Consider the following 26,183-nt stretch of genomic DNA (forward strand, 5'->3'; position numbering starts at 1 on the left):
TCTATAATTCTCTCAAACTATTTACGCAACAAACCCCATATAATTTAATGCTCTTCGTTTATAAAATAGTGAGTACAAAAAAACGGACCGAAGCCCGCTTTTAAAACCCGTTCTCGATTACCAACCCATGGCATGTTCCAGCACTTTACGCTTTAGAGGCCCTGCTTGATTCGCTACTTTTAAAACACCGTTACGTATGAGCTTCAAAGGCGTTATATCATTAGAAAATCCAAAGTAACACGCATCCATCATGCTCATCATAGCGAGATTATCTGTACGGCGTTTACGCTCATAATGCTTAAGTGCTTTAGAGTCTCCTAGATCATCTAGCCCCTCTAAGCATTCAGCCAACGCAGCCACATCTTTGAATCCTAGATTGACTCCCTGACCGGCTAACGGGTTTATAGTATGAGCGGCATCGCCTAACAGCACTAAACGGCCTTGACTATATTGATTAGCGTGCTGACGTGCCAGCGGGAACACAGCTTTTTGCTCCACGGTGAAATCTCCAGGCAATTCAAAAAAGTGTTCTAATATTTGCGCTTTTAACTGCTCATCAGACAAGCCAGACATATCAGCAAGCGTCTGTGCATCCTGATACCAAATCAAATTTGCATACGGAGCACGCATGGGTAAAAAAGCAATTGGTCCAGAAGGCTTAAATTGTTGCCAAGTTTTGTACTGTTGTGGTGCATCTAACTTTATCAGCACTCCCATACAACTTTGCTGATATTGCCACCCTGTCACGCCAATATTGGCAAGTGTCCTAAGTGGCGAGCGACCACCATCCGCAGCTATAAGCAAATCGGCCTGATAGCTTTTGTCCGCATAATGTAAGGAAATGGAATCTAAGTTTTGCTCAATTAAGGTCGGCAATGTGTTAACCGCTTCTACCTCAATGCCGTGCTCAGCAAATTGAGCCCATAAGCTAGCTTGGATCAGTTTATTCTCTATTAGATGACCCAAATGCGTTTGCGATACGTCTGCGGCGTCAAATAACAGGCTGTTATTTGGTTGTTCATAGGCTTCGAGTTGATAGTAAGGTGCAACCCGAGCCGCTTTAAGTAATGGCATTGCCCCTAACTGGTCAAGCAAAGCCTCTGAAAAACGATTGATTGCGGAAACACGAATGTCAACTTGCGGATCGCCCAGCACAGCTTGAGCATCAAGTGGATGCTGTTCAAGTACCGTTACTTGCGCGCCTTGTTGGGCCAGCTTTAGCGCAGCTGCAGCACCGACCATACCACCACCGACAATCACTATCTTGTTTTTCATAACTTTGCCTTACGTAATTTGAACCACCAGAATTGTATCTTAAGTCATCCCCTTTTGCCCATTTGTAATCACACCAATACGCTCAACCTTGATCCAGTTTTTTAAAGTTAAAAACTATACTTGGCTAGTGACCCTAGGTCATATAAAATACGCGTCCTTTAAGCTTTGCTATTGCATAGCGAACACGAATTGCGCGACGTTGTGCATAAGATCCGAATTGAAAACGAGGCAATATTTCAATGAGTAAAAAGTTGCATATTAAAACCTGGGGTTGTCAGATGAATGAATACGACTCTCAGAAAATGGCTGATCTACTGGATGCCACTAATGGCTACCAACTAACAGAAGAAGCCGAGCAAGCTGACGTTATCTTACTCAATACCTGTTCAATTCGAGAAAAGGCACAAGAGAAAGTATTCCATCAACTCGGTCGTTGGAAGTTACTAAAAGATGACAACCCCGATCTAGTGATTGGTGTAGGTGGTTGCGTAGCATCACAAGAAGGTGACACGATTCGCCAGCGCGCTCCTTTTGTTGATATCGTGTTTGGCCCGCAAACACTGCATCGCTTACCTGAAATGATCAAGCAAGTACAAAGCAAACAAGGCGCGGTGGTTGATATTTCGTTCCCAGAAATTGAAAAGTTTGACCGTTTACCAGAACCTAAAGCTGAAGGTCCGAGTGCGTTTGTTTCTATCATGGAAGGTTGTTCGAAGTATTGTACTTTCTGCGTGGTTCCTTACACACGTGGTGAAGAAGTAAGCCGTCCACTTGATGATGTTTTACTTGAAGTTGCTCAATTGGCAGAACAAGGCGTACGAGAGGTAAACCTACTTGGCCAGAATGTGAATGCCTACCGTGGTGAAACACATGATGGTGAAATCTGCTATTTCTCAGATTTATTGCGCTATGTTGCTGCAATTGATGGTATTGACCGTATTCGTTACACCACATCTCACCCTGTTGAGTTTACACCGGATATTATTGAAGCATACGCCGATGTACCAGAGTTGGTTGATCATTTACACCTACCGGTACAAAGTGGCTCTGACCGCATTTTGAATCTAATGAAACGTGGCCATACAGCACTTGAATACAAGTCTACCATTCGTAAGCTACGTAAGGTTCGTCCAAACTTAAGTATGTCGTCAGACTTTATCATTGGCTTCCCAGGTGAAACCACCGCTGATTTCGAAGCTACAATGAATCTTATCAATGATATTGGTTTTGATATGAGCTTTAGCTTTATCTACTCAGCTCGTCCAGGTACACCTGCTGCAGATTTACCGGATGATGTCACCGAGCAAGAAAAGAAAGAGCGTTTGTACATCCTACAAAATCGCATCAACCAAATGGCACAAGACATCAGCCGCAAGATGTTTGATACCGAGCAGCGTATTCTAGTTGAAGGCCCATCGAAGAAAAATCCAATGGAGCTACGTGGTCGTACTGAAAATAACCGAGTGGTTAACTTTGAAGGCCCACACTCTGTGATCGGTCAGTTTGTAGATGTACGTATAACGGAAGCGTTACCAAACTCTTTACGTGGGGAGTTAATTCGTACAGAATCAGAAATGAACTTACGTAAGGACGTGGCACCGGCAGATATATTAAATCGTGCCCCGCTAGAGCCAGAAGCTGATGAGTTGGGTGTAACAACGTTTACGCCATAGTCAGATTGATTACGCCAGCCTTTGCTGGCGTACTTGTTATAGGAAGCCATTTTGAGTAGTCAGTTAAAAAATATAGAGTTTTACCTAGAACCCGCCGACAACAATCGTCTTTCATCATTGTGTGGTCCGTTTGATGAGAACATAAAACAAATAGAGCGCCGCTTAGGGGTAGAAGTCGCCCATCGCGACAATTGGTTTAAAGTCACAGGTAAGCCCGTGCAAACCAAAGCCGCAATGGATATTTTGAAGTCACTGTACGTTGACACTCAACCTGTACGTGGTCAAGTCAACGAGATTGAACCTGACAATGTTCATTTGGCAATTAGTGAAGCGAATGTGTTAGAACAGGATGCCCCCGCTGTTTGGGACCAAGAAGTCTACATAAAAACACGTCGTGGGGTGGTTAAACCACGTAATCCTAATCAAAGCCAGTATGTTGCTAATATTCTCACTCATGATATTTGCTTTGGTATTGGCCCTGCTGGTACGGGTAAGACCTATCTGGCCGTAGCCGCTGCGGTTGACGCACTAGAGCGTCAGGAGATACGCCGTATCTTGCTGACTCGTCCGGCGGTTGAAGCGGGCGAAAAGTTAGGCTTTTTACCGGGCGATTTAACACAAAAAATCGACCCATATTTGCGTCCTCTTTATGATGCCTTGTTTGAAATGCTTGGCTTTGAAAAAGTAGAGCGTTTGATTGAAAAAAATGTTATCGAAGTCGCCCCGCTTGCTTACATGCGCGGACGAACACTCAACGATGCCTTTATTATTCTTGATGAAAGCCAAAACACCACCACAGAACAAATGAAGATGTTCCTGACACGTATCGGCTTTAACTCTAAAGCCGTAATAACCGGTGATATTACACAGGTTGACTTACCTCGTGGCGCACGCTCTGGGTTACGCCACGCCATTGAAGTGCTCAGCGATGTCGATGAAATTTCATTTAACTTCTTTAAGTCACATGATGTAGTGCGTCACCCTGTCGTGGCGCGTATCGTCGAAGCATATGAGAAAAAAGAAGAAGCCGAGCGCAAAGAAAAGGCTCTAAAAGAACAAGCATTTAAACAAGCTAAACAACAAAAAGAGCAAGACTGATGAGCGTTGAGTTAGATCTACAAATTGCCTGTGAGTTTGATGATTTGCCTTGTGAGCAACAATTCGAGCTATGGGCCGATAAAGCATTGTCTCCTTATCTTGAACATGCAGAATTAACCATTCGAATTGCCGATGAAAAGGAAAGCCAAGAGCTAAACCATCAGTATCGAGGCAAAAATAAGCCCACCAATGTGCTGTCATTTCCGTTTGAAGCGCCTCCAGGTATCGAGCTACCGCTAGTTGGTGATCTCATCATCTGTCCACAGGTTGTCAAGCTTGAATCCATTGAGCAAGAAAAACCATTTCACGAACACTTTGCTCATATGGTGATCCACGGCTGCTTGCATTTACTTGGTTTTGACCATATAAATGAACAAGACGCCATGGAAATGGAAAGTCTAGAAAAAGAATTTTTAGCGCAGTTGGGGATCAGTGACCCCTACCGCGATGATTTGTAATTATTTAATGGTCAAATAGCATCATTATCCAATTTGTTATTTTATGGAGTAAAACACGACAATGAGCGACGATAACTCGCAGAGTAGCCAGGGTTCTTCTGGCAAAACCTGGTTGGGACGCATCACACAGATGCTGCAAGGGGAACCCCAAAACAAAGAAGAGTTGGTAGAAGTCATTGCTGATGCTCAGGAACGAAGTCTTATAGACCCTGAGACAAAGGATATGATGGAAGGTGTGTTAGGCGTCTCTGAGCTTAAAGTGCGCGATATTATGATCCCACGCTCGCAGATGATCACGCTGGACGTAGATGAATCTCTAGAACAACAATTGCCAACGATGGTCGAGTCGTCTCACTCACGTTTTCCTGTGATTTGTGAAGACAAAGACCATGTTGAAGGTATTTTGCTAGCTAAAGATTTACTGCCGTTGATATTGAATAAGGACGAATATTTACCTGCTATTAGGGAGTACTTGCGACCAGCGATTGTAGTGCCTGAGAGCAAACGAGTGGATGCCCTGCTCAATGAATTTCGTCAAAAGCGTTATCACATGGCAATTGTTGTGGACGAGTATGGTGGTGTATCAGGTTTGGTAACCATTGAAGACATCCTTGAAATCATTGTGGGTGAAATCGAAGATGAACACGATGATGATGAAGAACAGCAGGATATTCGCCAGTTGTCTAAACATGTATACATGGTACAGGCTTTAACACCACTGGATGAGTTTAACGAGTTTTTCAAAACAGGTTACGACACCCAAGAAGCCGACACCATCGGTGGAATTATACTCCATGCGTTTGGGCACATGCCTAGTCGTGGCGAAACCATCGACATAGAACAACTGCAATTTAAGGTGACTAATTCCGACAACCGTCGCATTATTCAGTTACAAGTAACTGTGCCAAAAACTGAAGATGGCGACGACGAAGCTGAATAACCTATTCTCCTTATTGAAAGACAAAAAAGCGTGGCTGGCATTATTTGCTGGCCTTGCGCTTACTTTTGGCTATGCGCCATTTAATGTTTGGCCACTCACGTTTATCGCAATTGCCCTAGCCTGCTATGTTACAGACACACCAAGCCCTAGAAAAGCCGCAAAATACGGCTTTATATTCGGTTTTGCTTGGTTTTCACTGGGTATTAGTTGGGTGCATGTTTCTATTGCGCAATACGGCGGCCTACCATTACCTATTTCTTTGCTGCTCATGGCGTTGCTATGCGCTTATTTGGCGCTCTATCCTATGTTGGCTTTTACCCTAGCTAGTCGCTTTGTAAATAAGCCTTGGCAGCGTATCGCTATGTTAATTGTCGGTTTTGCTGTTTTTGAGTGGCTGCGCGGCAAACTACTGACAGGCTTTCCTTGGCTTAGCTTTGGTTACACACTCACCGATAGCCCGCTAAATACTTTAGCGCCGTTAATCGGAGAGTTTGGTTTAACACTGCTGTGCATACTCGTCGGCGGTTGTATTTACTACTCTTGGAAAAAACCTCGTGCTAAGCCCGCCCTCCTCATGGCAAGCTGCCTACTACTGTTGTTCAGCACAGATATGTTACTTGATAAACCAAAACATTCTGACAAACATATCTCCACATTGTTAGTACAAGGTAATATTCAGCAAAGCCTACGCTGGGAACCTGAGCAATTTTGGCCAACCATGTCTAAATATCGCGATATGACGCGCCCACACTGGCATGATGTTGATTTAGTACTGTGGCCTGAAGCTGCTATTCCTGAAATTGAAGATTTTGCTAACGCATTCTTAATCGACTTGGATAAAGCCGCTGCATTTAATAACACCGCACTGATAACGGGCATTCCAGATTATCAGCTAAACAGCAAAACTGTTTACAATACTCTGATAGTGCTGGGTAAACGGCATGAAGAGGATGAGCAAGGGCATTACCAATACCTGCACCCAAACCGCTATCAAAAGCACCAACTGTTACCCATTGGCGAGTTCGTACCATTTGAAAGTATCCTCAGGCCACTGGCCCCACTTTTTGATTTAGCCATGTCTTCATTTACTCGTGGTGAACGCATCCAGCACAATTTGGTTGCCAATAGTTTGCATATTCTTCCTGCCATTTGCTACGAAATCGCTTTTAGTGAACTCGTGAGAGACAATTTTACTAAACAATCAGACATCTTGTTTACGGTGAGTAATGATGCTTGGTTTGGTGACTCACATGGCCCACATCAGCACATGCAAATCGCGCGCATGCGAGCACTTGAATTACAAAGGCCCCTGCTCCGAGCCACAAACAATGGCATTACCGGTGTATATGACCCAATTTCACAGCAACAATTAACAATTGCACAATTTACCTCGGATGTACTTAAGACAGAGGTGCAATTAATATCCGGCTACAGTTTTTTTAGTCAATACGGTCAGAAACCGATTTGGCTTATTGTTGCGCTATTGGCTGTGGCTGTCGCGGTCAGTAGAGCAAAAGCTTACTTTTTAAGCCGCTTCGAGCAAGATCTACTTTAGGACAAATAGTGGCCTATTTTTGATATAACACTTGTTAAAGCCAATGCCTCTCGTTAGTGCATACAATCATGAAATACCCACAACTTTGGTGCAACTTCGCCCTTCGCTTTCATTCAGAAAAGACTAACCAACTGAATTTATTAACAATAAAAAGTTGGTACGCTTCTTCCAATATCATGTCTATCAATCACAACAAGCGAAGGTGGTTAACATGGTCGATTTATATCAAACCCTATATTTATTGTGGCATTTAGACATCAGTATTTGGCAAATTCACGATGTGAAACATCCTGTTAAAGGTGTAAGGAAGCAGTTATGAGAGCGCTATCACTACAACATCCTCTTATGCTTGAGGCTGTGCATAAAGTCTTAAGCGAACAGTTTTCAATTTCCGAAGCTGCGCAACAGTATGCTTTACCAAAGCGCTCGCTCTATCGAGCGGTGAGATTAGCACAGGCTAAACCAAAGCAACAAAACGAGCGCTTAAGAGCAACCAAACAGTTGCTAGAGCAGCATCTGAGTGACATAGAAAGGTCCTTACAAGGGTTGCAACGCGCATGAAAACCTTACACTTGCAGGCCACAGAGCTGGCCTGCATTACCCCAGTGTTTACACAATTGGTAGAAATACTTGGCGCATGCATCAATGAAGGTGCCTCACTTGGGTTTCATAAACCCGCACAAGCTGACTTATTGCAGCAATATTGGCATGATATCAGTGATGAACTGCGTTTAAAGCAGCGTCATTTTTACGCTATTTTTACCGGTGATACGGTGCTGGCTTGCGTACAATTGGTGCCTTGTGACAAACAAAATGGCACCCACCGCGCTGAAATAGAAAAACTGCTAGTGCGCCCCAGTGCACAACGTCAAGGACTGGCACGCAAGTTAGTGCAGTTTTTGGAGCAACAAGCAGTAGCAAAAAAATTGAGGCTACTGATACTAGATACACACACTGGCGATAAGTCAGAGCTATTTTATCAAGCACTCAATTATCAAAAATCGGGGCAAATCCCAAATTTTGTCACCGATGCGAGTGGTCAATTCAATGCTACCAGCTATTACTATAAAGTTTTGCCCGAAGAGCCTGCTATCGCTACTTGCCCCCAGCTAAATCGATAAAGCTTCCGGTCACGTAGCTGGCCTCTTCACTGAGTAACCAAGCAATGGCATTGGCAACTTCTTCACTTGTACCACCTCGCCCAAGTGGTAACAAAGATGCAAGACGCTCTACTCTATCTGGTTCGCCTCCATCGCGGTGGATATCAGTATATATACAACCTGGTCGCACACAATTGACCCGAATACCACTGGCAGCCAACTCCAATGAGAGTCCCGTAGTAAAAGAGTCTATTGCACCTTTGGACGCTGCATAGTCAACGTATTCATTGGCCGCCCCCAGTCTAGATGCTGCAGAGGATACATTAACAATGGCGCATTGGCTTGCTTCATGATGTGCTTTAAACTGCTTGATAGCCTCACGGGCACATATAAAATAAGGCGTTACATTATGCATTAGCACCGAGTTAATTCGCTCAGCGCTCATCTGTTCAACACGCATTTGCGGTTTGAGTATACCCACATTGTTGACTAGGTGGCTCAGCGGACCTAACTCAGACTTTATGTTAGCAAACAAAGCGACAACCGCGTCCTCATCACTAATGTCAGTTTGAAATATAGCGGCTTGACCACCCATGCTCAGGATCTGCTCCTTAACCTGCCCGGCAGCGTGACTATCTTCTTTGTAATTGATGGCAACCTTGTAGCCTAGCGTTGCTAATTTGATGGCACTCGCCGCGCCTATACCACGACTTGCTCCTGTGACAAGAACAACTTTGTTCAAGCTACTTTCCTTTTAAACAGAGATATACGGTGCGATACACTAGCAGGATAAAAAGAGGGTTGTCTATCTCATTAACAGCAATAACACGGGTCTATGACTCATAGCTACACTCCACCAAACACTCATATACATATGAAAAATAATAACTTTAAAAATATATTCAATTTTTTAAAAATAATTCTTGCGTCATAAAAAAACTGCAACTAATATCCACTTGCTTCTTGATGATAGCCAATCCGAGTACATCACACCCCGAGTGTGGCAAGGCGATAGAGCAACTATCCAAGAGTGACTTTGACTGCGTATTTACGCGCTTATTGACGCTCAACTTTTCGAATGGTTTGGAAAGTTTGTTTCTATTTTTGGAGGCTCTTATGGCTAACTCGGCGTTGGATTTTTCTGCTTTTTCACCTTCAGCACTTAGCGCTGAAGAAACACAACTTATTGAAACTTCAGTAGCGCAATTTGGCGCACCTCTTTTGCTTTTGGACTGTGATGTTGTACGCCAACAATACCGTGCACTTGCGGCTGCTCTGCCTAATGTAATTTTACACTTTGCACTTAAACCCCTGCCTCATGAAGCCGTGGTACGTACATTACTAGCAGAGGGGGCAAGTTTTGATCTTGCCACCAGCGGTGAAGTGGACTTAGTTGCCAGCCAAGGTGTGCCTGCGGAAAAAACCATTCACACCCATCCGATAAAACGTGATAGTGATATTCGAGATGCTCTCGCATACGGTTGTACTGTGTTTGTGGTGGATAACCTAAATGAACTTGAAAAGTTTATTCCATACAAAGATGAAGTTGAACTGCTAGTACGCTTGAGTTTTAGAAACGCAGAAGCATTCGCTGACTTATCGAAAAAGTTTGGCTGTAGCCCTGATCAAGCAATTACCATCATTGCACAGGCTAAGCAGTTAGGTATTCGCATTAAAGGGTTATCGTTTCATGTTGGCTCGCAAACTAGCAGCCCTCAAAAATATGTGGATGCTATTTTGGCGTGTAAGCAAGTAATGGAAAAAGTCGTGGCATTGGGTTTACCGGCTTTGAGTACGCTCGACATCGGTGGCGGCTTCCCTGTTAGCTACGCAAAACAAGTGATGCCTATTGATGAATTCTGTGCGCCGATCAACGTTGCATTAGCCAGTTTACCAGAGACAGTTCAAGTGCTTGCAGAGCCCGGACGTTTCATTGTTGCACCAGCGGTGATGAGTGTAGCTTCGGTAATGGGTCAAGCAGAGCGCGAAGGTAAGATTTGGTATTATTTAGATGATGGAATTTACGGTTCATTCAGCGGCTTAATGTTTGATGAAGCGAATTATCCGATTGTCACAGTAAATCAGGATACCTTATGTTATCCAAGCGTGTTGGCTGGGCCTACCTGTGACAGCATAGATGTTGTTGCTGAGCACATTATGCTCCCTAAACTTGCCAACGGTGATTTGATCGTGGCACGCATGATGGGCGCATACACCAGTGCGACCGCCACAGATTTTAACTTCTTCAAGCGTGCACAGACTGTGGTGCTAAACGAAGTGTGCTTAGCGGAGCAAAAGTTAGGCTAATCCTGTTAGGGCAACGTTTTTTTGCAGACGCTGCCCTTCGCAAATGATCAAGCTAAATCAATACATGATAAGATTTAACCAAAATAGATCATTAAATAAGCTTTAAGGCGAAATAAAGCAATTTAATTTACATTTGTCCCTATTTTGTTTGTCCTGAATTTAGACGTTTTTGAAAAAAGGATATTAAAATGAAAGTACAACTTAAAAAGAAAATGCTTAAGCGCCTAACGGATAATAAAAATCTAGTGGGTAAAGCTTTAACACCGCGTGTCGGTGGAGGAAATGGCGCATGTTTCGGCACTAGAAGATGTCAAATTGCCGACCAACCTCATGACACCATTGATGATGTGCCAGTCACATTTTAAACCGCAGAAAAGCCAGTGATAGAACGCTGGCTTTTTTAAATCTTATTTAAGACTCTATCGCCAGTAACTCCACCTCAAAAATCAACAGCGACCCAGGTTCAATTTTACCTGCAGCTCTATCGCCATAACCTAGTTCTGGGCCAATGAAAAAGCGATACTTATCCCCTACTTTCATTAGTTGTACACCTTCAGTCCAACCTGGAATAACCTGATTTAATGCAAAACTAATTGGGCTGTCTCGCAGCACTGAGCTGTCAAATACAGAGCCATCCAAAAGCGTACCATGATAATGTACCTTCACTTTGCTCGTCGCTGTTGGGTGTGTATCACCGGTTCCCTCAGTGAGAACTTCGTATTGCAACCCTGATTCTGTGGTTTTTATATTCGGCTTATCTGTATTTTGCGCTAAAAACGTCTGTGCCGCTCTGCGGTTATACTGTGCAGACTGCTTTTGCTGTTTAGACTGTTTGTATACTAGGGCGGCCATCACCAAAATCACCACTAGTAAAATTATGTTCGTGGTAGACATCACGCATCCTTCTCTTTTTCGCTTTCTTTATCTTCGTCTTTGTCTTCGCCATTGACCACATTGGCAATGTGCTGCAACCGTTCAAGCGCTAAGCCATTGATACTATCCTTTGGATAAGCACCATCTTTTAAGGCACCGGCCGGTTTATCCATCAGCAAGGTCAAGGCTTCGTCTACACTTTGAACCGCATAAATATTAAAGCGGCCAGCCGCAACGGCCGCCACTATTTCATCATCTAATACTAGGTTAACGCGGTTCGAATTGGGTATGATAACCCCTTGCTCGCCCGTTAAACCTCGCATTTTACAGAGCTTGAAAAAGCCTTCGATTTTTTCATTTACACCACCAATGGCTTGAACTTCACCATGCTGGTTAATCGATCCTGTCAGCGCTAATGATTGATTAATAGGCAGTTGTGTGATGGCTGAGATAAGTCCACACAACTCGGCCAGTGATGCGCTGTCTCCATCAATGTAGCCATAACTTTGCTCAATAGCGATGTTCGCGCTCAGTGTTAACGCAAAGTTCTGTGCATATTTGTTGCCCAGATAACCGGTCAGCAACATCACTCCTTTTGAGTGAATAGCTTTACCTAACTCGGCTTCTCTTTCTACGTCAATCACGCCATCGGCTCCAGCATATACCGTTGCTGTGATCCGTGCTGGCGTACCAAAGGCGGTATCACCAATATGCAACACCGTTAAGCCGTTTACTTTACCTACCGCTTTACCTTGTGTTGCTATCAGAGTGTGGCCTTCTTGAATATCACTGAGCATATTTTCACTCAATTGACCGGTGCGATATTGTTTACCCGCAATTGCCTCATCGATGTGTTCTGAATTGATTTGCGTTACTTCATCTTGTTTTGCATAAAAGCTAGCTTCTGCCACCAATTCCAATACATCTGCAAAACGTGCTGACAATTTGGTGTGGTGTTCAGCTTGTCGATAGCTAAATTTGAGTAAACGCGCAAACGCTTCAGCAGTCAGTGTACAGTTGAGCGTCTGTTGAGCATAATCTTGCACTTTGCTAATAAACTGATATTGCATCTTGTCAGAACTTGGCAGGTAATAATCAAAATCGGCCAGCACTCTAAATAGCTCAGCGAATTCTTCATCATACTCACCTATGGTGTAGTATAAATCTCGCGAGCCTAACAGAATGATTTTCACATCCAATGGGATCAACTGCGGCTTTAAAGTAAAGCTACTACCTACTGAGTTGTCCTGATAAGGCAAATCATTTTTGATCTGATGGGTTTTCAAAGAGAGTTTCAAGCCATCCCACACCTGTGGATTGGCGAGTACCTTCTCAGCATCCATGATCAGATAGCCGCCATTCGCTCGGTGCAATGCACCCGCTTGAATAGAGCGATAGCTGGTGATCAAAGTACCTTGCGATGTCGCATACTCTACCTTGCCAAAAATGTTGCCAAAGGTCGGATTTGGCTCATAAACAACGGGCGCTGGATCATCATCTTTATATTCGACCAGAATATTTGGCGCAAAAAAGTCACTCAGCATACCTTTTGCGTCAAAATCATCTTTGTTTTCATCGCTGTTCGCGTCGTCATCTAGCCACTCAAGTACCGCATCAACAATTTCTGTGCGTAAATCTTTGAGATAACGCACTACACCTATGTGACTTGAGTACTTATGCTCCAAAGTTCTCAACAGCGGCTTAGTCGCCATCTCTACGGTAGACTTTTTTAAATTACGTAACTTCTCTGATGATTCACGTTTCCAGCGAGGGAGTTCGAGCAACGCTTCGATCAGCGCATCTTCTAACTCTTCAATGGCGTTAATAAAGTGCGCTTGAAGATGCTCATCCAATGCTGCAAACTCATTGTCATCTAATTGCTTGCCATCCACTACTGGCGCAAAGCCCACTAAATTACTTTCTTCAAGCAAAGCCACGCTTTTATCCGCCGCTAATTGCTCGACCGCCGTTAACGCCGCATTGTATTTGTTATCAAAATCTCTATCGATGGACTTTTTCTTGCGTTGATATCCTGGGTTATCAAAGGCTGCTGGGAAGGTATCTGCGACTTCATCCAAAAACTCGTCTATATCATCTGCAAGCTCTTTACTCTGACCCGCTTGCATAAACATCGCAATCGGCTCACGGTGATCATCATAGTTATTAACGTATAGCCATTCCTTTGGTGTTGGACGCGTTTTACTGTGTGCGTCAAGTTTGTCCTTCACCATAGTAAAACGACCAAGCGCGGCTTCCCCCATCACAAACACGTTGTAGCCAGGTAACTCCATACCCAAAGCAAAATCCAATGCACTTTGTGCTCGTTGTTGACCAATGAACGGAAGCACCTCTGGGTAAGGGTTATGCATACATGATTGGACATGAGTAACAGAAACCGACGGCGCAAGCGCATCGGTAGATAATGGCGATATTTTTTTGGTCATTCCTAACTTCTTATTTCTCAACGCTAACTACTATAGGGTTAGGTTCTATGGGGACAACGCTTTGCGCACAAACTCGCCATGTCCACATTCAGAACAAGGCATAATTTCACTGGCGTAAAACACATCCGATTTATTGCCACAATTCTTACATACTAATTGCCCCATGGCTATCCATTCTCCTTGCTTGTATGTGCCTTTGTGGTCAAAATCCTGTAACAGCGAATGCCATTCCAGCTGAGTTCTATCTTCGAGTTGTGCCAACTCGTACCATATGGATGCTTTAAGTTCTTGCCAAGCTAAATCATCGTAATACTTGTTGTTGTCTTTTAGGTGGGCCAGATCTCGGCGTAAGTAACGTTTGTATGTTGCTAACTTCTCTTGGGATAGGTTTTTCAAAGCTTGTTGATGTTCCATGAACTTTTCAACAAGATCATCGACTTCATGTTCTTTTACATCTTTTAGCCAATCAGTAAACTGACCGAGCCATTTTTGATAATCAGCCATTGCTACACTCCTAATCAAATGCCTCTTCTGATTAAGTGTAGACCAGTTATGCTATTCAATGTATTAGGGTTTACCGAATAGAAGCGGTAAACCCCAAAATGGACTAAAACTGATATTTCATGCCCAATGTTACGGTTGTGCCCAATCCTTTGACATTATATCCACCATAGGTATAGGACTGTGCACGTGCAGGGAAGTAATCAGCATTCAATAGATTTTCGACCCCGACAAACCCTTGCCAGTTATTGGCAAATTGATATTGGCCGCTGAAATTCAGCACATCATAGCTATCAACTAGGCCTTGATCTAAGCCATATTCATTCTTGTCGTTTTTCTCAAAACGCTTTCGGTCGCCCACATGTAACCAGCTTAGCGTCATTGACAAACCATCCAGTGGTTGCCAGTTCAAGTTGGCTGTTAACTTTGGGGGACTAATATGCTTTGAACCTAAGTACTCATCCGAACTGGTGTTTTTCCCCTCAGTATAGCTATAAGTGGTATTGAGCTTTAAAGTTGCTGAGATGGTGTAATCAACTAATGCCTCGTAGCCCCAAATTCTTTGTGGTGCACGTACAGGCTCATAAACACCCGTTACCTTGTTAAGTTTGTTGACAGTACCAAGCTCAGAAGTACTCTTGTAGGCGGCAAATTCAAAACGAAGCTTTGAGAGTTGGGAATTAAAGCCAACTTCATAGCTATCGATGATCGATGCCTCAGTTTGGATCTGAGCAATATCAGTCACCGTTGCACTGCGCAGCAATCGGCCAATATCAGAAATATCAGAACCTTGTGAGTAACTTACGAAGGGGCTAAATCGCTCATTGGCATTGTACTTTATCCCCACATTGTAAGTAGTGGCATCATGATTAACGGTGTCACCTTTTACATCAAACGGCACAGAGCAGGTATCTGCCGTGCGGCATAGCTTCAAAGTACGATAATCAGCCACCGCGATATCGATGCTTTCTTCTCGCACTCCCGCTTTAATTATCAAGTCATCAGCGACAATCCATTTAGTTTGCAAATAACCCGCTAGGCTGTCCATATCCATTTCTGGTACCCAGATTCTACCGTCAACGAGTGGCTGAGAGGTGACATCATTCAATGCATCCACCCCGTAGATAAACGTAGCCTGCACAGTGTCAGTAAAATCGATTGAGCTATGAAACGTTGCTCTAGCACCTTGCTTTTCAGAGCGGATAATTGACTGGCCGCCGGTATACCCTTCATCAGGGTTAGCAAGACTTGGGGAGAAGAAAAATACATTTTCAATGTCTTGCTTATACGCATCAAGAGTCAGCTGCGTGTTTGCAAAAATCGCTTGATCTGTATATTTCAAAGTGACATTTTCATTGCCTTTTGGCCCTTGGGGTTTACCCTGTTTTTGCTGGGCTGGAGGCATGTGAATAGCATAAGACTTTTCACCTAAATTCATATTGCCAAATACATCACCCAAGTCTGTCTTTTGCTGTGAACTGTAGTAGTTATAGCTAAATTGTATCTGCTTATCTTCATCAAGGTTGTAACCCAATTTAGTGAAGTAGTTTTCAGTCTCAGTATCCGACAGACCATACTGCAAGCCAAGAATATCACCTTGAGCATCGCGCTGAACCCCGTTTTCTTCATAACTGGCCGTCACTAAATAGCTAAATTGGTCAAGGCGGCCGTTAATGGCCCCTGCCACTCTTGCGCCAGCACTCTCAGCTACTTTTACAGCGCTAAAACGGCTAGACAAGCTAATTTCACCACTTGCTTTTTCACCGCTTCGGGCCTGTTTTGTAATGTAGTTAATGATGCCTCCTGACGCCCCATTACCATAAATAGAGGTCGCACCTTTGATCACTTCAATACGAGCTATCGCACTTGGGTCTAATGTTTTAATCCCCAAGGAACCATTACGCAGTGGCGTTGACTGAGGTACACCATCGATCATCACTAAGGGTGCTCTCCCTCTTAACGATTGGCCGGTATTGCTTGAGCTGCCAGTATCTGGGGCAAGGCCTGGCACGATTTGCGACAGCAAACTTTGTAATTCAGGATTTACCTTCAAATGATCTTCTATTTGCTTTTGGCTGATGACGGTAATTGAGGCTGGCACCTCATCAATGCTTTCAAATACCCGACTTCCTGAAACAACGACATGTTCCATATCTGAGTTCTGAGAATGTTCAACATGAGCGCTGTCTGCGATAGCCGCTGTACTTATAGAAACCGCTAGTATACTGAGAGTCGATTTTAACATGGGTATCCTTGCTGGATTTAGAATAATAATGATTTAAAAAGCGGCGATATAGTATGGCGGAAAGCAATAAAGATCAATAGAAATAAGAACCAATCTCATTTCTATTTGTAAAATAAAATTGTCTTTGCGTTAATTTTCGCAATTATTATCACAACACCAAAAGCACTACATTTAGAGCGACCTTTAAGCTGTTATGCAACTGATCGAATAACTACTGATAAACATACCTTCACATGCAAGAAATTGACTAAAATAATTACACCTTAGGTGCTGTGATTACTGGTCAAATTCGGGTATGCTATCGGGCAATTTTCTATCAATTTGCAAGAAGTCTGGAAACGTAGATGCAAGAGCAATATAACCCGCAAGACATTGAGTCAAAAGTCCAACAATATTGGGAAGAGAACAAGACATTTAAAGTCGTCGAAGACGAGAGCAAAGAGAAGTACTACTGTCTCTCAATGTTCCCATATCCTAGTGGTCGTCTGCACATGGGTCACGTTCGTAACTACACCATAGGTGACGTGGTATCACGTTTCCAACGTTTGCAAGGCAAGAACGTCATGCAACCTATGGGTTGGGACGCTTTTGGTCTACCGGCTGAAAATGCAGCAATTAAAAACAACACTGCGCCTGCAAAATGGACCTATGAGAACATTGATTACATGCGTAACCAGCTGAAACAGCTTGGTTTTGGTTATGATTGGGATCGTGAAATCGCAACTTGCCACCCAGAATATTACAAGTGGGAACAATGGTTTTTCACTAAGCTGTATGAAAAAGGCTTGGTATACAAAAAAATGTCTACCGTTAACTGGGATCCTGTTGACCAGACGGTACTTGCTAACGAGCAGGTTATTGACGGTCGCGGTTGGCGCTCAGGTGCAATTGTAGAACAAAAAGAAATTCCACAGTGGTTTATTAAAATCACTGACTACGCACAAGAGTTGTTAGATGATTTAGACAAACTTGAAGACTGGCCAGAGCAGGTGAAAACCATGCAACGCAACTGGATTGGTCGCTCTGAAGGTTTAGAAATCGATTTTAAGCGCGCAGACAACAACGATATCTTCACGGTATACACCACTCGCCCTGATACTTTCATGGGTGTGACTTATGTTGGCGTTGCAGCAGCCCACCCGATTGCCCAAGAAGCCGCTAAAAGCAGCGCAGCGATCGCAGCTTTTGTTGAAGAATGTAAAAACACCAAAGTTGCTGAAGCCGATATGGCAACCATGGATAAAAAAGGCATTGATACGGGCTTTAAAGCCATCCACCCATTAACCGGTCAGGAAGTACCAATTTGGGTAGCCAACTTCGTACTCATGGATTACGGCTCAGGTGCGGTAATGGCCGTACCAGGTCACGACCAACGTGATTTTGAATTTGCTACTGCCTATGGTCTTGAGATCAAACAAGTGATCGCACCGGAAGCTGGCTCTGAGCTGGTTGCTGATTTGAGCAAAGAAGCGTTCACAGAAAAAGGCGTATTAATTAACTCGGGCGAGTTCGACGGTCTTGATTTCGAAGGTGCCTTTAATGCGATGGCAGACAAGCTAGAAGCTCTTAATGCCGGTAAGCGTAAGGTTAACTATCGTTTGCGTGACTGGGGTGTAAGCCGTCAACGTTATTGGGGTTCTCCAATCCCAATGCTAAGCGATGAAAACGGACAAGAGCTTGCTGCTACTGACGATATGCTGCCAGTACGTCTTCCTGAAGACGTCGTAATGAATGGCGTTACCTCACCAATCAAAGCAGACCCTGAGTGGGCGAAAACCACCATCAATGGTCAGCCTGCGTTCCACGAAACTGACACATTTGATACCTTTATGGAGTCGTCTTGGTACTACGCACGCTACTGTAGCCCACGCTACGATGAAGGCATGTTAGAGCCGGGTGCGGCAAACTACTGGTTGCCAGTAAACCAATACATTGGTGGTATCGAACACGCCATTTTGCACTTACTGTACTCACGTTTCTTCCACAAATTGCTACGTGATTTTGGTTTAGTTAACTCTGATGAGCCATTTGAGCGTCTACTATGTCAAGGCATGGTATTGGCTGATACTTTCTATCGTAAAGATGAAAAAGGTGGTGATATTTGGATCTCTCCTACAGACGTACAAACAGAAACGGATGAAAAAGGCCGCGTAACCAAAGCATGGCACAAAGAAGATGGGCAACCTGTATTCTCTGCGGGCATGAGTAAAATGTCTAAATCAAAGAACAATGGTATCGACCCGCAAACGGTTATCAAGCAATACGGTGCTGATACGGTACGCTTGTTTATGATGTTTACGGCTCCGCCTGAGCAAACGCTTGAATGGTCTGACTCTGGTGTTGAAGGTGCGCACCGTTTCTTGAAGCGTGTGTGGAAGTACGCCGTAGACGTTAACGCAGCCGGTAAAGCACAGCTAAATGTTGCTGCGCTAAACAGCAATCAAAAAGCGTTACGCCGCGAAATTCACAAAGCCATTGCTAAAGTAACGGATGATTTATCTCGTCGTCAGACCTTCAATACCGCGATTGCGGCTATCATGGAGCTGTCTAATAAGTTGGCAAAAGCCCCTATGCAAGACGAGCAAGATATTGCCCTAGCAAACGAAGCACTCAATGCCATGATCATCATGCTTGCGCCTATCACACCGCATATGTGTCATCAGTTGTGGTTAGAGCTTGGCAATGAGAGCGATATTCTTGACGCTGCGTGGCCTGAGGTTGACCAAGCAGCATTGGTAGAAGATGAAAAGCTTATTGTTGTTCAGGTTAACGGTAAGCTACGTGCCAAACTCACCGTAGCTGCTGATGCAACACAAGCGCAAGTTGAAGCCCTTGCATTTGCTGATGAGAACGTGACTAAATTCACCGATGATAAGACAATTCGTAAGGTGATTTACGTGCCGGGTAAACTACTCAACGTGGTAGCTAACTAAGATGCATCTTGGCGCTTTAATTAAACACGGATTAGCGCTTGCGCTAGTCTGTGTTCTGCTATCAGGCTGTGGCTTTCATTTTAAGAAAGCCTCATACCTGCCTATTGAGATGCGTACCATTGTGCTCAATGGCGACGACAAACGCGCCGAGCTCTATGAGCTACTGGCCAATGATCTGCAACAAGCCAAAGTGACGTTAGTAGATGACATTCAAGCCGACAAACAACTGGTACAGCTGCATCTATATCGCGATACGTTAGAGCGCCAAACGCTGAGTCTGTTTAAAAATGGTCAGGTAGCACAGTATCAACTCGCCTATGGTGTGTCTTATCGTTTGACTAGACCAAATCAGGAACCTATCGAGCAACGCTTTGAGCTGTATAGAAATTATCAAGACGACCCCGATAACGCACTGGCAAAAGCCAAAGAGCTAGAGTTGCTACTTAATGAGTTGCGTCAACTTGCCAGTAAACGCATTGTTCGCGAGCTGTCTCAACTGTAATGCGCTGTTACGCAAATCAACTCACCGCACAGTTAAAGCAAGCTCTAGCGCCTTTTTACATGGTGTTCGGAGAAGAGCCCTTTCAAGAGGCTAATTGTGTGCTGGAGATCAAACAGGTCGCCAAAAAACAAGGTTTTGATGAAGTCATCAAATTTACCTTATTACCGGGCTTTGACTGGCAAGAACTCATCGCACAATATAACAGTATGTCGCTATTTAGCGCGCGAACGATCATTGAGTTTGATCTCAATCAGCAAAAGCCAGGCACCCAGGGCAGCCAAATATTTAAGTCACTGAGTGAGAACCCAAACCCCGATGTCATAGTGATCCTAAAAGGTGCTAAGGCTGGTCAAGATATTCAACGTACAGCTTGGTTCAAAGCTCTAGATAAGCAAGGCGTATTTGTCCCCTGCTACGTGTTAGCGGGTAACCATCTGCACCGTTGGCTAGATGACCAATGTAGACTCCTAAAACTGAATCTTTCCGCAGATGCGAAGCGTAGTTTGCTAGGAGCGACCGAAGGGAATCTGCTAGCCACACACCAAGAACTTGAGAAACTCTCTTTATTGTACAAATCTGAGCCCATCGACCAGTCACAGGTGTTAATGGGGTTGCTCAATCAAGCAAAATTCGACATTTTTGATCTTAATACTGCACTGCTCAGTGGAAATGCCAAACAAGTCATTAAAGTTATGCTCAAACTGGCTGATGATAATGTTGAGCCAGCGAGTATTGTTTGGAATTTAAACAAAGAAGCGCAAACGTTACTGACCATCAAACAAGGCTTACAGTCGGGACAGAATATCGCGCAACTATTTAAGCAACATGGCGTGTGGAAAAACCAACAAGCTACCACATCACAAGCTCTCGATCGCTTAACGCTGACCCATATAGAGAACCTGATCAATTTGCTTGCGCAGTTTGACTCCGCATACAAGCGTGCAGAAATGGTCGCTCCATATCAAGCACTCGCGCACATTGCACTGGCATTTTGTCAACCGGTGAACTTTTCATTGCCTCATCAACCATCAAGTTAACCTTTTATTATGATTGCATTATTTGGCGGTACATTCGATCCCATCCACCTTGGCCACATAAATATGGCAACTCAATGTATTACTGAGTTGTCTCTTGATGCACTGCATTTTTTACCTTGTGCTGTGCCTGTACACAAAGCGCAACCAGGCATCACTGACACGCACCGTTTAGCCATGTTGTCGTTGGCCACCGAAGGGAATTCAAAATTTAGGATTGATCATAGAGAACTCAAAAGGCAGGGACCTTCCTACTCGCTGCTCAGTTTGCAAGAATGTCGTGCCGAACAACCAAATACGCCGTTAGTATTTTTAATGGGCATGGATTCTTTTAACAGCCTACCCAGTTGGTTTAAGTGGCAAGAGATAATCGAGCTTTGTCATATAGTGGTGTATCAAAGACCTGGGGAAATTCAATCAACAGCAGCAGAGCTGAGCGATTATTTAGCTCGATCCCTTACGGTAGACAGCCGTGCCTTACACCACCAATTGGGTGGATTGTGCTACTTTTTATCAGGTCAGAAATTAGATGCAGCCTCAAGTGAAATACGTAAGCGCATAAAAAATAGAGAGAATACGGAACATTTACTCACTGATAAGGTCAGAAACTACATTAATGAACACCTCCTGTATGCTGAATAAGCGTGTATGCTGTGATAGAATCGCCGATTATTTTATTTAGTGAAGAGAAATACACTTGAATTCTGAACAACTTTTAGACTTTGCACTGGACAAAGTTGACGACATGAAAGCCCGTGATGTAGTAAAACTTGATGTACGCGGCGTATCTTCAGTCACGGATTATATGGTTATTTGCTCAGGCAATTCAAAACGTCATGTACAGTCAATCGCAGAGCATGTTGCAAAAGAAGCGCGTCACGCAGGCGAGGAGCCACTAGGACAAGAAGGTCAAGATGTGGGTGAATGGGTGTTAGTTGATCTCGGTGATGTGGTTGTGCATGTCATGCAGGATCAAACTAGAAGCCTCTATGACCTTGAAAAACTTTGGGGCTAAACTTTGAAGATTCAGTTAGTTGCTGTTGGAACTAAAATGCCTGCTTGGGTAGAAACTGGCTTTAAAGAGTATCAACGACGCTTTCCTAAAGACATGCCGCTGGAGTTAATTGAGATCCCAGCAGGAAAGCGTGGTAAGAATGCTGATATAAAACGCATTTTGCAAGTTGAAGGTGAAAAGACGCTAGCTGCAATCCCAAAAGGTAATCGTATCGTTACGCTCGAAGTAACAGGCAAACCATGGGATACTCATCAACTGGCGAGTAATATGCAAAAATGGCAACTAGATGGCCGTGATATTAGCTTACTTATTGGCGGCCCTGAAGGCTTAGCACCCGAGTGTATCGCAGCATCTGAACAAAAGTGGTCATTATCGAATTTAACTTTGCCGCACCCATTGGTGCGTATAATTGTTGCAGAGAGTCTCTATCGCGGATGGAGCTTGAACAACAACCACCCCTATCATAGAGAATAGTTAATAAACGATGTTGAAAAAAAGGCCAACGATTCGTGACCATTCAGCCGAGGCAAACCTCTTTGCCCGTCGCGCATTTATTGGCTTTATTTTCGTAGTTTCTCTAATCGGTATTCTGTTAATGAATGTCTACAACCTGCAAGTTGTAGACTTCGATACCTATAAAACTCGCTCAAACGACAACCGTATCAAGGTCATTCCTGTAGCGCCCAACCGAGGGCTAATTTACGACAGAAATGGGGTCTTGCTTGCTGAGAACCGCCCTGTTTACAATCTCGAAGTGGTCCCAGAAGACGTGGAAGATTTAACGCAGAGTTTGCAGCAATTGAGTAAACTGATCCCCATTACAGATCAGCAAATAAAAGAATTTTTAGAGGACATCCGCAACAACCGACGCTTTAAAAGCCAAGTACTTAAAGCCCGTTTGAATGAACAGGAAGTTGCCATTTTCTCTGTTAATCAGCATAAATTTCCAGGTTTTAGTATTGAAGCCCGTTTATCTCGACATTACCCATACGGCGATACACTCACCCATGCGCTAGGTTATGTTGCCAAACTTAACAAGAAGGAACTGGCTGAACTTGAGATTGATGGGCAGGCAACCAATTATCGGGCTACACACGATATTGGTAAGCGTGGTATCGAAAAATATTACGAAGAGCAACTACATGGTATTGTCGGTTCACAGCGTGTTGAAGTAAACAACCGTGGCCGAGTGCTGAGAACACTCAGTGTGGAACCTCCCGTGCCGGGCCAAGACTTGGTACTGACATTGGACATTGGTCTGCAACAAATTGCTCAACATGCATTGAAAGATACCCGTGGCGCTGTGGTTGCCATCGATCCCAAAGATGGGGGGATTTTAGCGATGTACTCGAACCCTAGTTATGACCCTAACTTGTTCGTACACGGTATCAGCAGCGAAGATTATAAAAAGTTACTCAACGAAGATAGACCACTGATCAACCGAGTCACTCAAGGGCGCTACGCGCCCGCTTCAACAATTAAGCCACATTTAGCTATTTTAGGCTTAGAAGAAGGTATCGTAACCGAAGAAACCGAGATCTGGGATCCTGGCTTTTTTCAAATTCCCAATGTCGATCATAAATGGCGTGACTGGTTACGCTGGGGGCATGGACACGTTGACGTATACCGCGCGATCGAGGAATCATGTGATACTTATTACTATCGAATAGCCTACAAACTCGGCATCAGTAAGATTGCCGACTTTATGGATCAATTCGGCTTTGGCGATCTCTCTGGTATTGATATCCATGAAGAGACAACCGCCATATTACCAACGGTTGATTGGAAACGTGCCAGATTTAAAGAAAACTGGTGGCCCGGTGATACGATTTCGGTCGGGATAGGTCAAGGTTATTGGACCGCGACCCCATCCAGATAGCTAATTCACTCAGTATCTTGGTAAATCGCGGCGTTCACCGCCAACCTCACTTGGTGCAAGTAGCCAGACAGGAAGAAAACATCACGCAGCTATTCACAGAAGAAAAACCTCCTGTACAGCTCAAAAATCCACGCCACTGGCAAATTGCCTTGGATGCGATGCATAACACCGTAACGAAAACCACAGGTACGGCCCATAAAGCCTTTAAAGGCGTAACTTATGACCCTGCAGGTAAAACAGGAACAGCACAGGTCGTAAGCATAGCGCAAGGCGAAAAATATGATGCTAAGAAACTCAAGGAGCGACATCGCGACAATGCAGTTTACACCGGTTTTGCTCCATTTAATGACCCGAAAATAGTCGTTGCTATCATCGTTGAAAACCAAAAGGCTGGCGGTGGTTCAATTGCAGCGCCAATCGCTAGGCAAATCATGGATTACTACTTTTCTGCGTACCCACTTGATACGGAGGCTCAATGACCCCGTTACATAATCGGCGCACAATCTGGCAAATAGTACACTTAGACTTGCCTTTGCTAGTGGCTTTAATGTTAATGATGGTGGGCAGTTTAACCGTCGTTTACAGTGCCAGTGGTCAAGATATCAATATGATGATACGCCACGGTACTCGTATGGCAGGCGCTGTCATTGCCATGCTGTTTATGGCACAACTCTCACCTATCACGTTAAAGCGCATAGTGATCCCAATGTATTTAATAGGCCTTGCCATGTTGGTTGCAGTCTTGTTTGTGGGAGTCAGCAGCAAAGGCGCACAACGGTGGCTAGATTTGGGTATCACTCGATTTCAACCGTCTGAGATCATGAAAATAGCCGTGCCCATGATGGTCGCCTGGTATATAGGTCAACACCGCCTTCCGCCCTCAATCTGGAATCTGGTAGTAGGTTTTACCATTGTCATTGTGCCCACCATTTTAATTAAAGAGCAACCAGATTTGGGGACTTCGATTCTTATCGCTAGTTCGGGGATTTTTGTGTTGTTTTTATCAGGCTTAAGCTGGCAACTCATCGGCATATTTGCATTGTTAGCGGGACCAGCCGGGTTTGCTTTTTGGCACTATGGTATGCATGCCTACCAGCAACAGCGTGTCTTGACGTTTTTAAACCCAGAGAGCGACCCGCTAGGTGCGGGATATCACATTATTCAGTCAAAAATTGCCATCGGATCTGGTGGCATTGAGGGTAAAGGCTGGTTGCAAGGCACCCAATCTCAATTGGAGTTTTTACCAGAGCGTCACACTGACTTTATTTTCTCCGTACTCAGTGAAGAGTTTGGCTTGTTTGGTGTGGTGATATTATTAAGCCTTTATTTGTTTATTATTGGCCGAGGACTGTACATCGCGGTCCGTGCTCAGGATGCCTTTAGTAAATTGCTAGCAGGTGCACTGACCTTAACATTCTTTGTGTATGTATTTGTAAATATTGGAATGGTATCAGGATTACTGCCTGTAGTGGGTGTACCACTACCACTGATTAGTTATGGTGGAACCTCAATGGTGACCTTGATGGCTGGATTTGGCATTATTATGGCTATCGCAACAGACAAGAGGATGCTTTTAAAATCATGAGTAAAGCGCAGTTACATCTGAGTTTGGGCATGATACTGCTTGTATTGCTCAGCGCGTGCAGCAGTCGTTACCACATAAAACATGACAAAGCCCCATTGAGAGCGCCTACCGAACTTGAAATGCAAGACGCAATCGTGACCAATGAAGCCAAAAGTGCCAGCACCGGACGCCCTTATGTGGTGATGGGTAAACGCTACACGCCAATGTCTGATGAGCATGGCTACATAGAACAAGGGACAGCTTCATGGTATGGCAGAAAGTTCCACGGTTATCACACCTCTAATGGCGAAGTATTCGATATGTTCGATATGACCGCAGCGCACAAAACCCTGCCCCTTCCAAGCTTTGTTAAGGTAACCAATTTAGACAACGGGAAGAGCGCTATCGTCAGGGTTAATGACCGAGGTCCATTTCATGACGATCGAATTATTGACCTGTCTTACGCCGCCGCGTACAAGCTAGGCTATCACTTAAATGGTACAGCCAAAGTTAAGGTAGAAGCGATTACCCTATCAAGAAAAGCGCCCCGCTTAACCTACATCCAAGTAGCGGCTGGCAGTCAATTAGACAAAATCCAAACCATGGCGAGCACTCTTGAGCAAGAAATGGCCATCGCTAATGTCATCACGTTAGAAAATGGCTTATACAAGCTGCGTTTGGGACCAATGCAAGATGATAATCAGGCACAATCTGTACTGAATAGTTTGCGAAAAGGCCAATTTAGCCAAGCCTTCTTGCTTTATAGTGAACAACAACTTTAGAATAT

The 26,183-nt window shown here is 44.1% G+C and carries 23 protein-coding genes and 1 pseudogene; 18 read left to right on the forward strand and 6 right to left on the reverse strand.

The features are described 5' to 3' along the window. Positions 1-117: 117 nt before the first annotated feature. Positions 118-1,275 carry an FAD-dependent oxidoreductase gene (locus tag C2M32_RS14270; RefSeq protein ID WP_105168987.1) on the reverse strand — a complete coding sequence of 386 codons (1,158 nt, stop codon included), beginning with the start codon at positions 1,273-1,275 and terminating at the stop codon, positions 118-120. Positions 1,276-1,514: 239 nt separating this feature from the next. Here C2M32_RS14270 and miaB point away from each other — a divergent pair, with 239 nt between their 5' ends. The 7 genes from miaB (at position 1,515) to C2M32_RS14305 (ending at position 8,120) form a co-directional block, all read left to right on the forward strand. After that, entirely contained in the window at positions 1,515-2,948 is a 1,434-nt protein-coding gene (gene miaB, locus C2M32_RS14275) for a tRNA (N6-isopentenyl adenosine(37)-C2)-methylthiotransferase MiaB (protein WP_105168988.1), read from the forward strand. Between the two features lie 51 nt (positions 2,949-2,999). Then, positions 3,000-4,046 (forward strand): PhoH family protein, encoded by a 1,047-nt coding sequence (locus tag C2M32_RS14280; RefSeq protein WP_105168989.1) that lies wholly within the window; start codon positions 3,000-3,002, stop codon positions 4,044-4,046. Continuing rightward, positions 4,046-4,504, forward strand: a complete 459-nt coding sequence (gene ybeY, locus C2M32_RS14285) for an rRNA maturation RNase YbeY (protein WP_105168990.1) — start codon at positions 4,046-4,048, stop codon at positions 4,502-4,504. Before C2M32_RS14280 ends, ybeY begins: the two co-directional genes overlap by 1 nt. Positions 4,505-4,565: 61 nt before the next feature. Next, positions 4,566-5,444: a CNNM family magnesium/cobalt transport protein CorC gene (gene corC / locus C2M32_RS14290; RefSeq protein WP_105168991.1), complete on the forward strand. Its 879-nt coding sequence runs from the start codon at positions 4,566-4,568 to the stop codon at positions 5,442-5,444. Further along, on the forward strand, positions 5,422-6,999 hold the full coding sequence (gene lnt, locus C2M32_RS14295) for an apolipoprotein N-acyltransferase (protein ID WP_105168992.1): 1,578 nt from the start codon (positions 5,422-5,424) through the stop codon (positions 6,997-6,999). Before corC ends, lnt begins: the two co-directional genes overlap by 23 nt. 315 nt (positions 7,000-7,314) lie before the next feature. Next, positions 7,315-7,560: a helix-turn-helix domain-containing protein gene (locus C2M32_RS14300; protein WP_105168993.1), complete on the forward strand. Its 246-nt coding sequence runs from the start codon at positions 7,315-7,317 to the stop codon at positions 7,558-7,560. Beyond that, a complete protein-coding gene (locus C2M32_RS14305; RefSeq protein WP_105168994.1) occupies positions 7,557-8,120 on the forward strand; it encodes a GNAT family N-acetyltransferase in 564 nt (187 codons plus the stop codon). The genes C2M32_RS14300 and C2M32_RS14305 overlap by 4 nt, the downstream gene beginning before the upstream one ends. Here the strand turns inward: C2M32_RS14305 and C2M32_RS14310 are convergent. Then, a complete protein-coding gene (locus C2M32_RS14310; protein WP_105168995.1) occupies positions 8,095-8,841 on the reverse strand; it encodes an SDR family oxidoreductase in 747 nt (248 codons plus the stop codon). The genes C2M32_RS14305 and C2M32_RS14310 overlap by 26 nt on opposite strands. A gap of 224 nt (positions 8,842-9,065) precedes the next feature. Here C2M32_RS14310 and C2M32_RS14315 point away from each other — a divergent pair, with 224 nt between their 5' ends. Together C2M32_RS14315 and C2M32_RS20565 are read left to right on the forward strand one after the other, a co-directional pair. Next, a complete protein-coding gene (locus C2M32_RS14315; protein ID WP_234401300.1) occupies positions 9,066-10,406 on the forward strand; it encodes a type III PLP-dependent enzyme in 1,341 nt (446 codons plus the stop codon). A 188-nt stretch (positions 10,407-10,594) separates the two neighbouring features. Further along, entirely contained in the window at positions 10,595-10,771 is a 177-nt protein-coding gene (locus C2M32_RS20565) for a hypothetical protein (protein ID WP_158678229.1), read from the forward strand. Between the two features lie 46 nt (positions 10,772-10,817). Here the strand turns inward: C2M32_RS20565 and C2M32_RS14320 are convergent, their stop codons facing one another. From C2M32_RS14320 to C2M32_RS14335, 4 genes are all read right to left on the reverse strand, one after another. Beyond that, positions 10,818-11,300, reverse strand: a complete 483-nt coding sequence (locus C2M32_RS14320) for an FKBP-type peptidyl-prolyl cis-trans isomerase (protein WP_105168997.1) — start codon at positions 11,298-11,300, stop codon at positions 10,818-10,820. Then, entirely contained in the window at positions 11,300-13,723 is a 2,424-nt protein-coding gene (locus C2M32_RS14325; RefSeq protein WP_105168998.1) for a Lon protease family protein, read from the reverse strand. The genes C2M32_RS14320 and C2M32_RS14325 overlap by 1 nt, the downstream gene beginning before the upstream one ends. Positions 13,724-13,768: 45 nt before the next feature. Further along, on the reverse strand, positions 13,769-14,227 hold the full coding sequence (locus C2M32_RS14330) for a zinc ribbon-containing protein (RefSeq protein WP_105168999.1): 459 nt from the start codon (positions 14,225-14,227) through the stop codon (positions 13,769-13,771). A gap of 103 nt (positions 14,228-14,330) precedes the next feature. Further along, positions 14,331-16,469: a TonB-dependent receptor gene (locus C2M32_RS14335; protein ID WP_105169000.1), complete on the reverse strand. Its 2,139-nt coding sequence runs from the start codon at positions 16,467-16,469 to the stop codon at positions 14,331-14,333. Positions 16,470-16,813: 344 nt separating this feature from the next. Here C2M32_RS14335 and leuS point away from each other — a divergent pair, with 344 nt between their 5' ends. From leuS to C2M32_RS14380, 9 genes and pseudogenes are all read left to right on the forward strand, one after another. Further along, positions 16,814-19,402 carry a leucine--tRNA ligase gene (gene leuS / locus C2M32_RS14340; RefSeq protein ID WP_105169001.1) on the forward strand — a complete coding sequence of 863 codons (2,589 nt, stop codon included), beginning with the start codon at positions 16,814-16,816 and terminating at the stop codon, positions 19,400-19,402. Between the two features lies 1 nt (position 19,403). Continuing rightward, positions 19,404-19,904, forward strand: a complete 501-nt coding sequence (locus tag C2M32_RS14345; RefSeq protein ID WP_105169002.1) for an LPS-assembly lipoprotein LptE — start codon at positions 19,404-19,406, stop codon at positions 19,902-19,904. Beyond that, positions 19,904-20,941 carry a DNA polymerase III subunit delta gene (gene holA / locus C2M32_RS14350; RefSeq protein WP_105169003.1) on the forward strand — a complete coding sequence of 346 codons (1,038 nt, stop codon included), beginning with the start codon at positions 19,904-19,906 and terminating at the stop codon, positions 20,939-20,941. The genes C2M32_RS14345 and holA overlap by 1 nt, the downstream gene beginning before the upstream one ends. A gap of 9 nt (positions 20,942-20,950) precedes the next feature. Further along, positions 20,951-21,580, forward strand: a complete 630-nt coding sequence (gene nadD / locus C2M32_RS14355) for a nicotinate-nucleotide adenylyltransferase (protein ID WP_105169004.1) — start codon at positions 20,951-20,953, stop codon at positions 21,578-21,580. 55 nt (positions 21,581-21,635) lie between these two features. Continuing rightward, the gene (rsfS, locus tag C2M32_RS14360) at positions 21,636-21,953 is read left to right on the forward strand and encodes a ribosome silencing factor (RefSeq protein ID WP_070993221.1); all 318 of its coding nucleotides are present in this window, start codon (positions 21,636-21,638) and stop codon (positions 21,951-21,953) included. A gap of 3 nt (positions 21,954-21,956) precedes the next feature. Then, entirely contained in the window at positions 21,957-22,427 is a 471-nt protein-coding gene (gene rlmH, locus C2M32_RS14365) for a 23S rRNA (pseudouridine(1915)-N(3))-methyltransferase RlmH (protein ID WP_070993222.1), read from the forward strand. Between the two features lie 10 nt (positions 22,428-22,437). Next, positions 22,438-24,311, forward strand: a pseudogene (mrdA, locus tag C2M32_RS14370) (penicillin-binding protein 2). Next, positions 24,308-25,417, forward strand: a complete 1,110-nt coding sequence (rodA, locus tag C2M32_RS14375) for a rod shape-determining protein RodA (protein WP_105169005.1) — start codon at positions 24,308-24,310, stop codon at positions 25,415-25,417. The pseudogene mrdA and the gene rodA overlap by 4 nt, the downstream one beginning before the upstream one ends. Continuing rightward, positions 25,414-26,178 carry a septal ring lytic transglycosylase RlpA family protein gene (locus tag C2M32_RS14380; RefSeq protein WP_105169006.1) on the forward strand — a complete coding sequence of 255 codons (765 nt, stop codon included), beginning with the start codon at positions 25,414-25,416 and terminating at the stop codon, positions 26,176-26,178. Before rodA ends, C2M32_RS14380 begins: the two co-directional genes overlap by 4 nt. The last annotated feature ends 5 nt before the right edge of the window (positions 26,179-26,183 follow it).

The sequence above is a fragment of the Pseudoalteromonas sp. T1lg23B genome, from assembly GCF_002964665.1.
Classification (GTDB): Bacteria; Pseudomonadota; Gammaproteobacteria; order Enterobacterales; family Alteromonadaceae; genus Pseudoalteromonas.

Coding starts and splice junctions, on each gene's coding strand:
- C2M32_RS14270 (WP_105168987.1), bottom strand. CDS start 1,275: ATGAAAAACAAGATAGTGATTGTCGGTGGTGGTATGGTCGGTGCTGCA.
- miaB (WP_105168988.1), top strand. CDS start 1,515: ATGAGTAAAAAGTTGCATATTAAAACCTGGGGTTGTCAGATGAATGAA.
- ybeY (WP_105168990.1), top strand. CDS start 4,046: ATGAGCGTTGAGTTAGATCTACAAATTGCCTGTGAGTTTGATGATTTG.
- corC (WP_105168991.1), top strand. CDS start 4,566: ATGAGCGACGATAACTCGCAGAGTAGCCAGGGTTCTTCTGGCAAAACC.
- lnt (WP_105168992.1), top strand. CDS start 5,422: ATGGCGACGACGAAGCTGAATAACCTATTCTCCTTATTGAAAGACAAA.
- C2M32_RS14300 (WP_105168993.1), top strand. CDS start 7,315: ATGAGAGCGCTATCACTACAACATCCTCTTATGCTTGAGGCTGTGCAT.
- C2M32_RS14305 (WP_105168994.1), top strand. CDS start 7,557: ATGAAAACCTTACACTTGCAGGCCACAGAGCTGGCCTGCATTACCCCA.
- C2M32_RS14315 (WP_234401300.1), top strand. CDS start 9,066: ATGATAGCCAATCCGAGTACATCACACCCCGAGTGTGGCAAGGCGATA.
- C2M32_RS20565 (WP_158678229.1), top strand. CDS start 10,595: ATGAAAGTACAACTTAAAAAGAAAATGCTTAAGCGCCTAACGGATAAT.
- C2M32_RS14320 (WP_105168997.1), bottom strand. CDS start 11,300: ATGTCTACCACGAACATAATTTTACTAGTGGTGATTTTGGTGATGGCC.
- C2M32_RS14325 (WP_105168998.1), bottom strand. CDS start 13,723: ATGACCAAAAAAATATCGCCATTATCTACCGATGCGCTTGCGCCGTCG.
- C2M32_RS14330 (WP_105168999.1), bottom strand. CDS start 14,227: ATGGCTGATTATCAAAAATGGCTCGGTCAGTTTACTGATTGGCTAAAA.
- C2M32_RS14335 (WP_105169000.1), bottom strand. CDS start 16,469: ATGTTAAAATCGACTCTCAGTATACTAGCGGTTTCTATAAGTACAGCG.
- leuS (WP_105169001.1), top strand. CDS start 16,814: ATGCAAGAGCAATATAACCCGCAAGACATTGAGTCAAAAGTCCAACAA.
- C2M32_RS14345 (WP_105169002.1), top strand. CDS start 19,404: ATGCATCTTGGCGCTTTAATTAAACACGGATTAGCGCTTGCGCTAGTC.
- holA (WP_105169003.1), top strand. CDS start 19,904: ATGCGCTGTTACGCAAATCAACTCACCGCACAGTTAAAGCAAGCTCTA.
- nadD (WP_105169004.1), top strand. CDS start 20,951: ATGATTGCATTATTTGGCGGTACATTCGATCCCATCCACCTTGGCCAC.
- rodA (WP_105169005.1), top strand. CDS start 24,308: ATGACCCCGTTACATAATCGGCGCACAATCTGGCAAATAGTACACTTA.
- C2M32_RS14380 (WP_105169006.1), top strand. CDS start 25,414: ATGAGTAAAGCGCAGTTACATCTGAGTTTGGGCATGATACTGCTTGTA.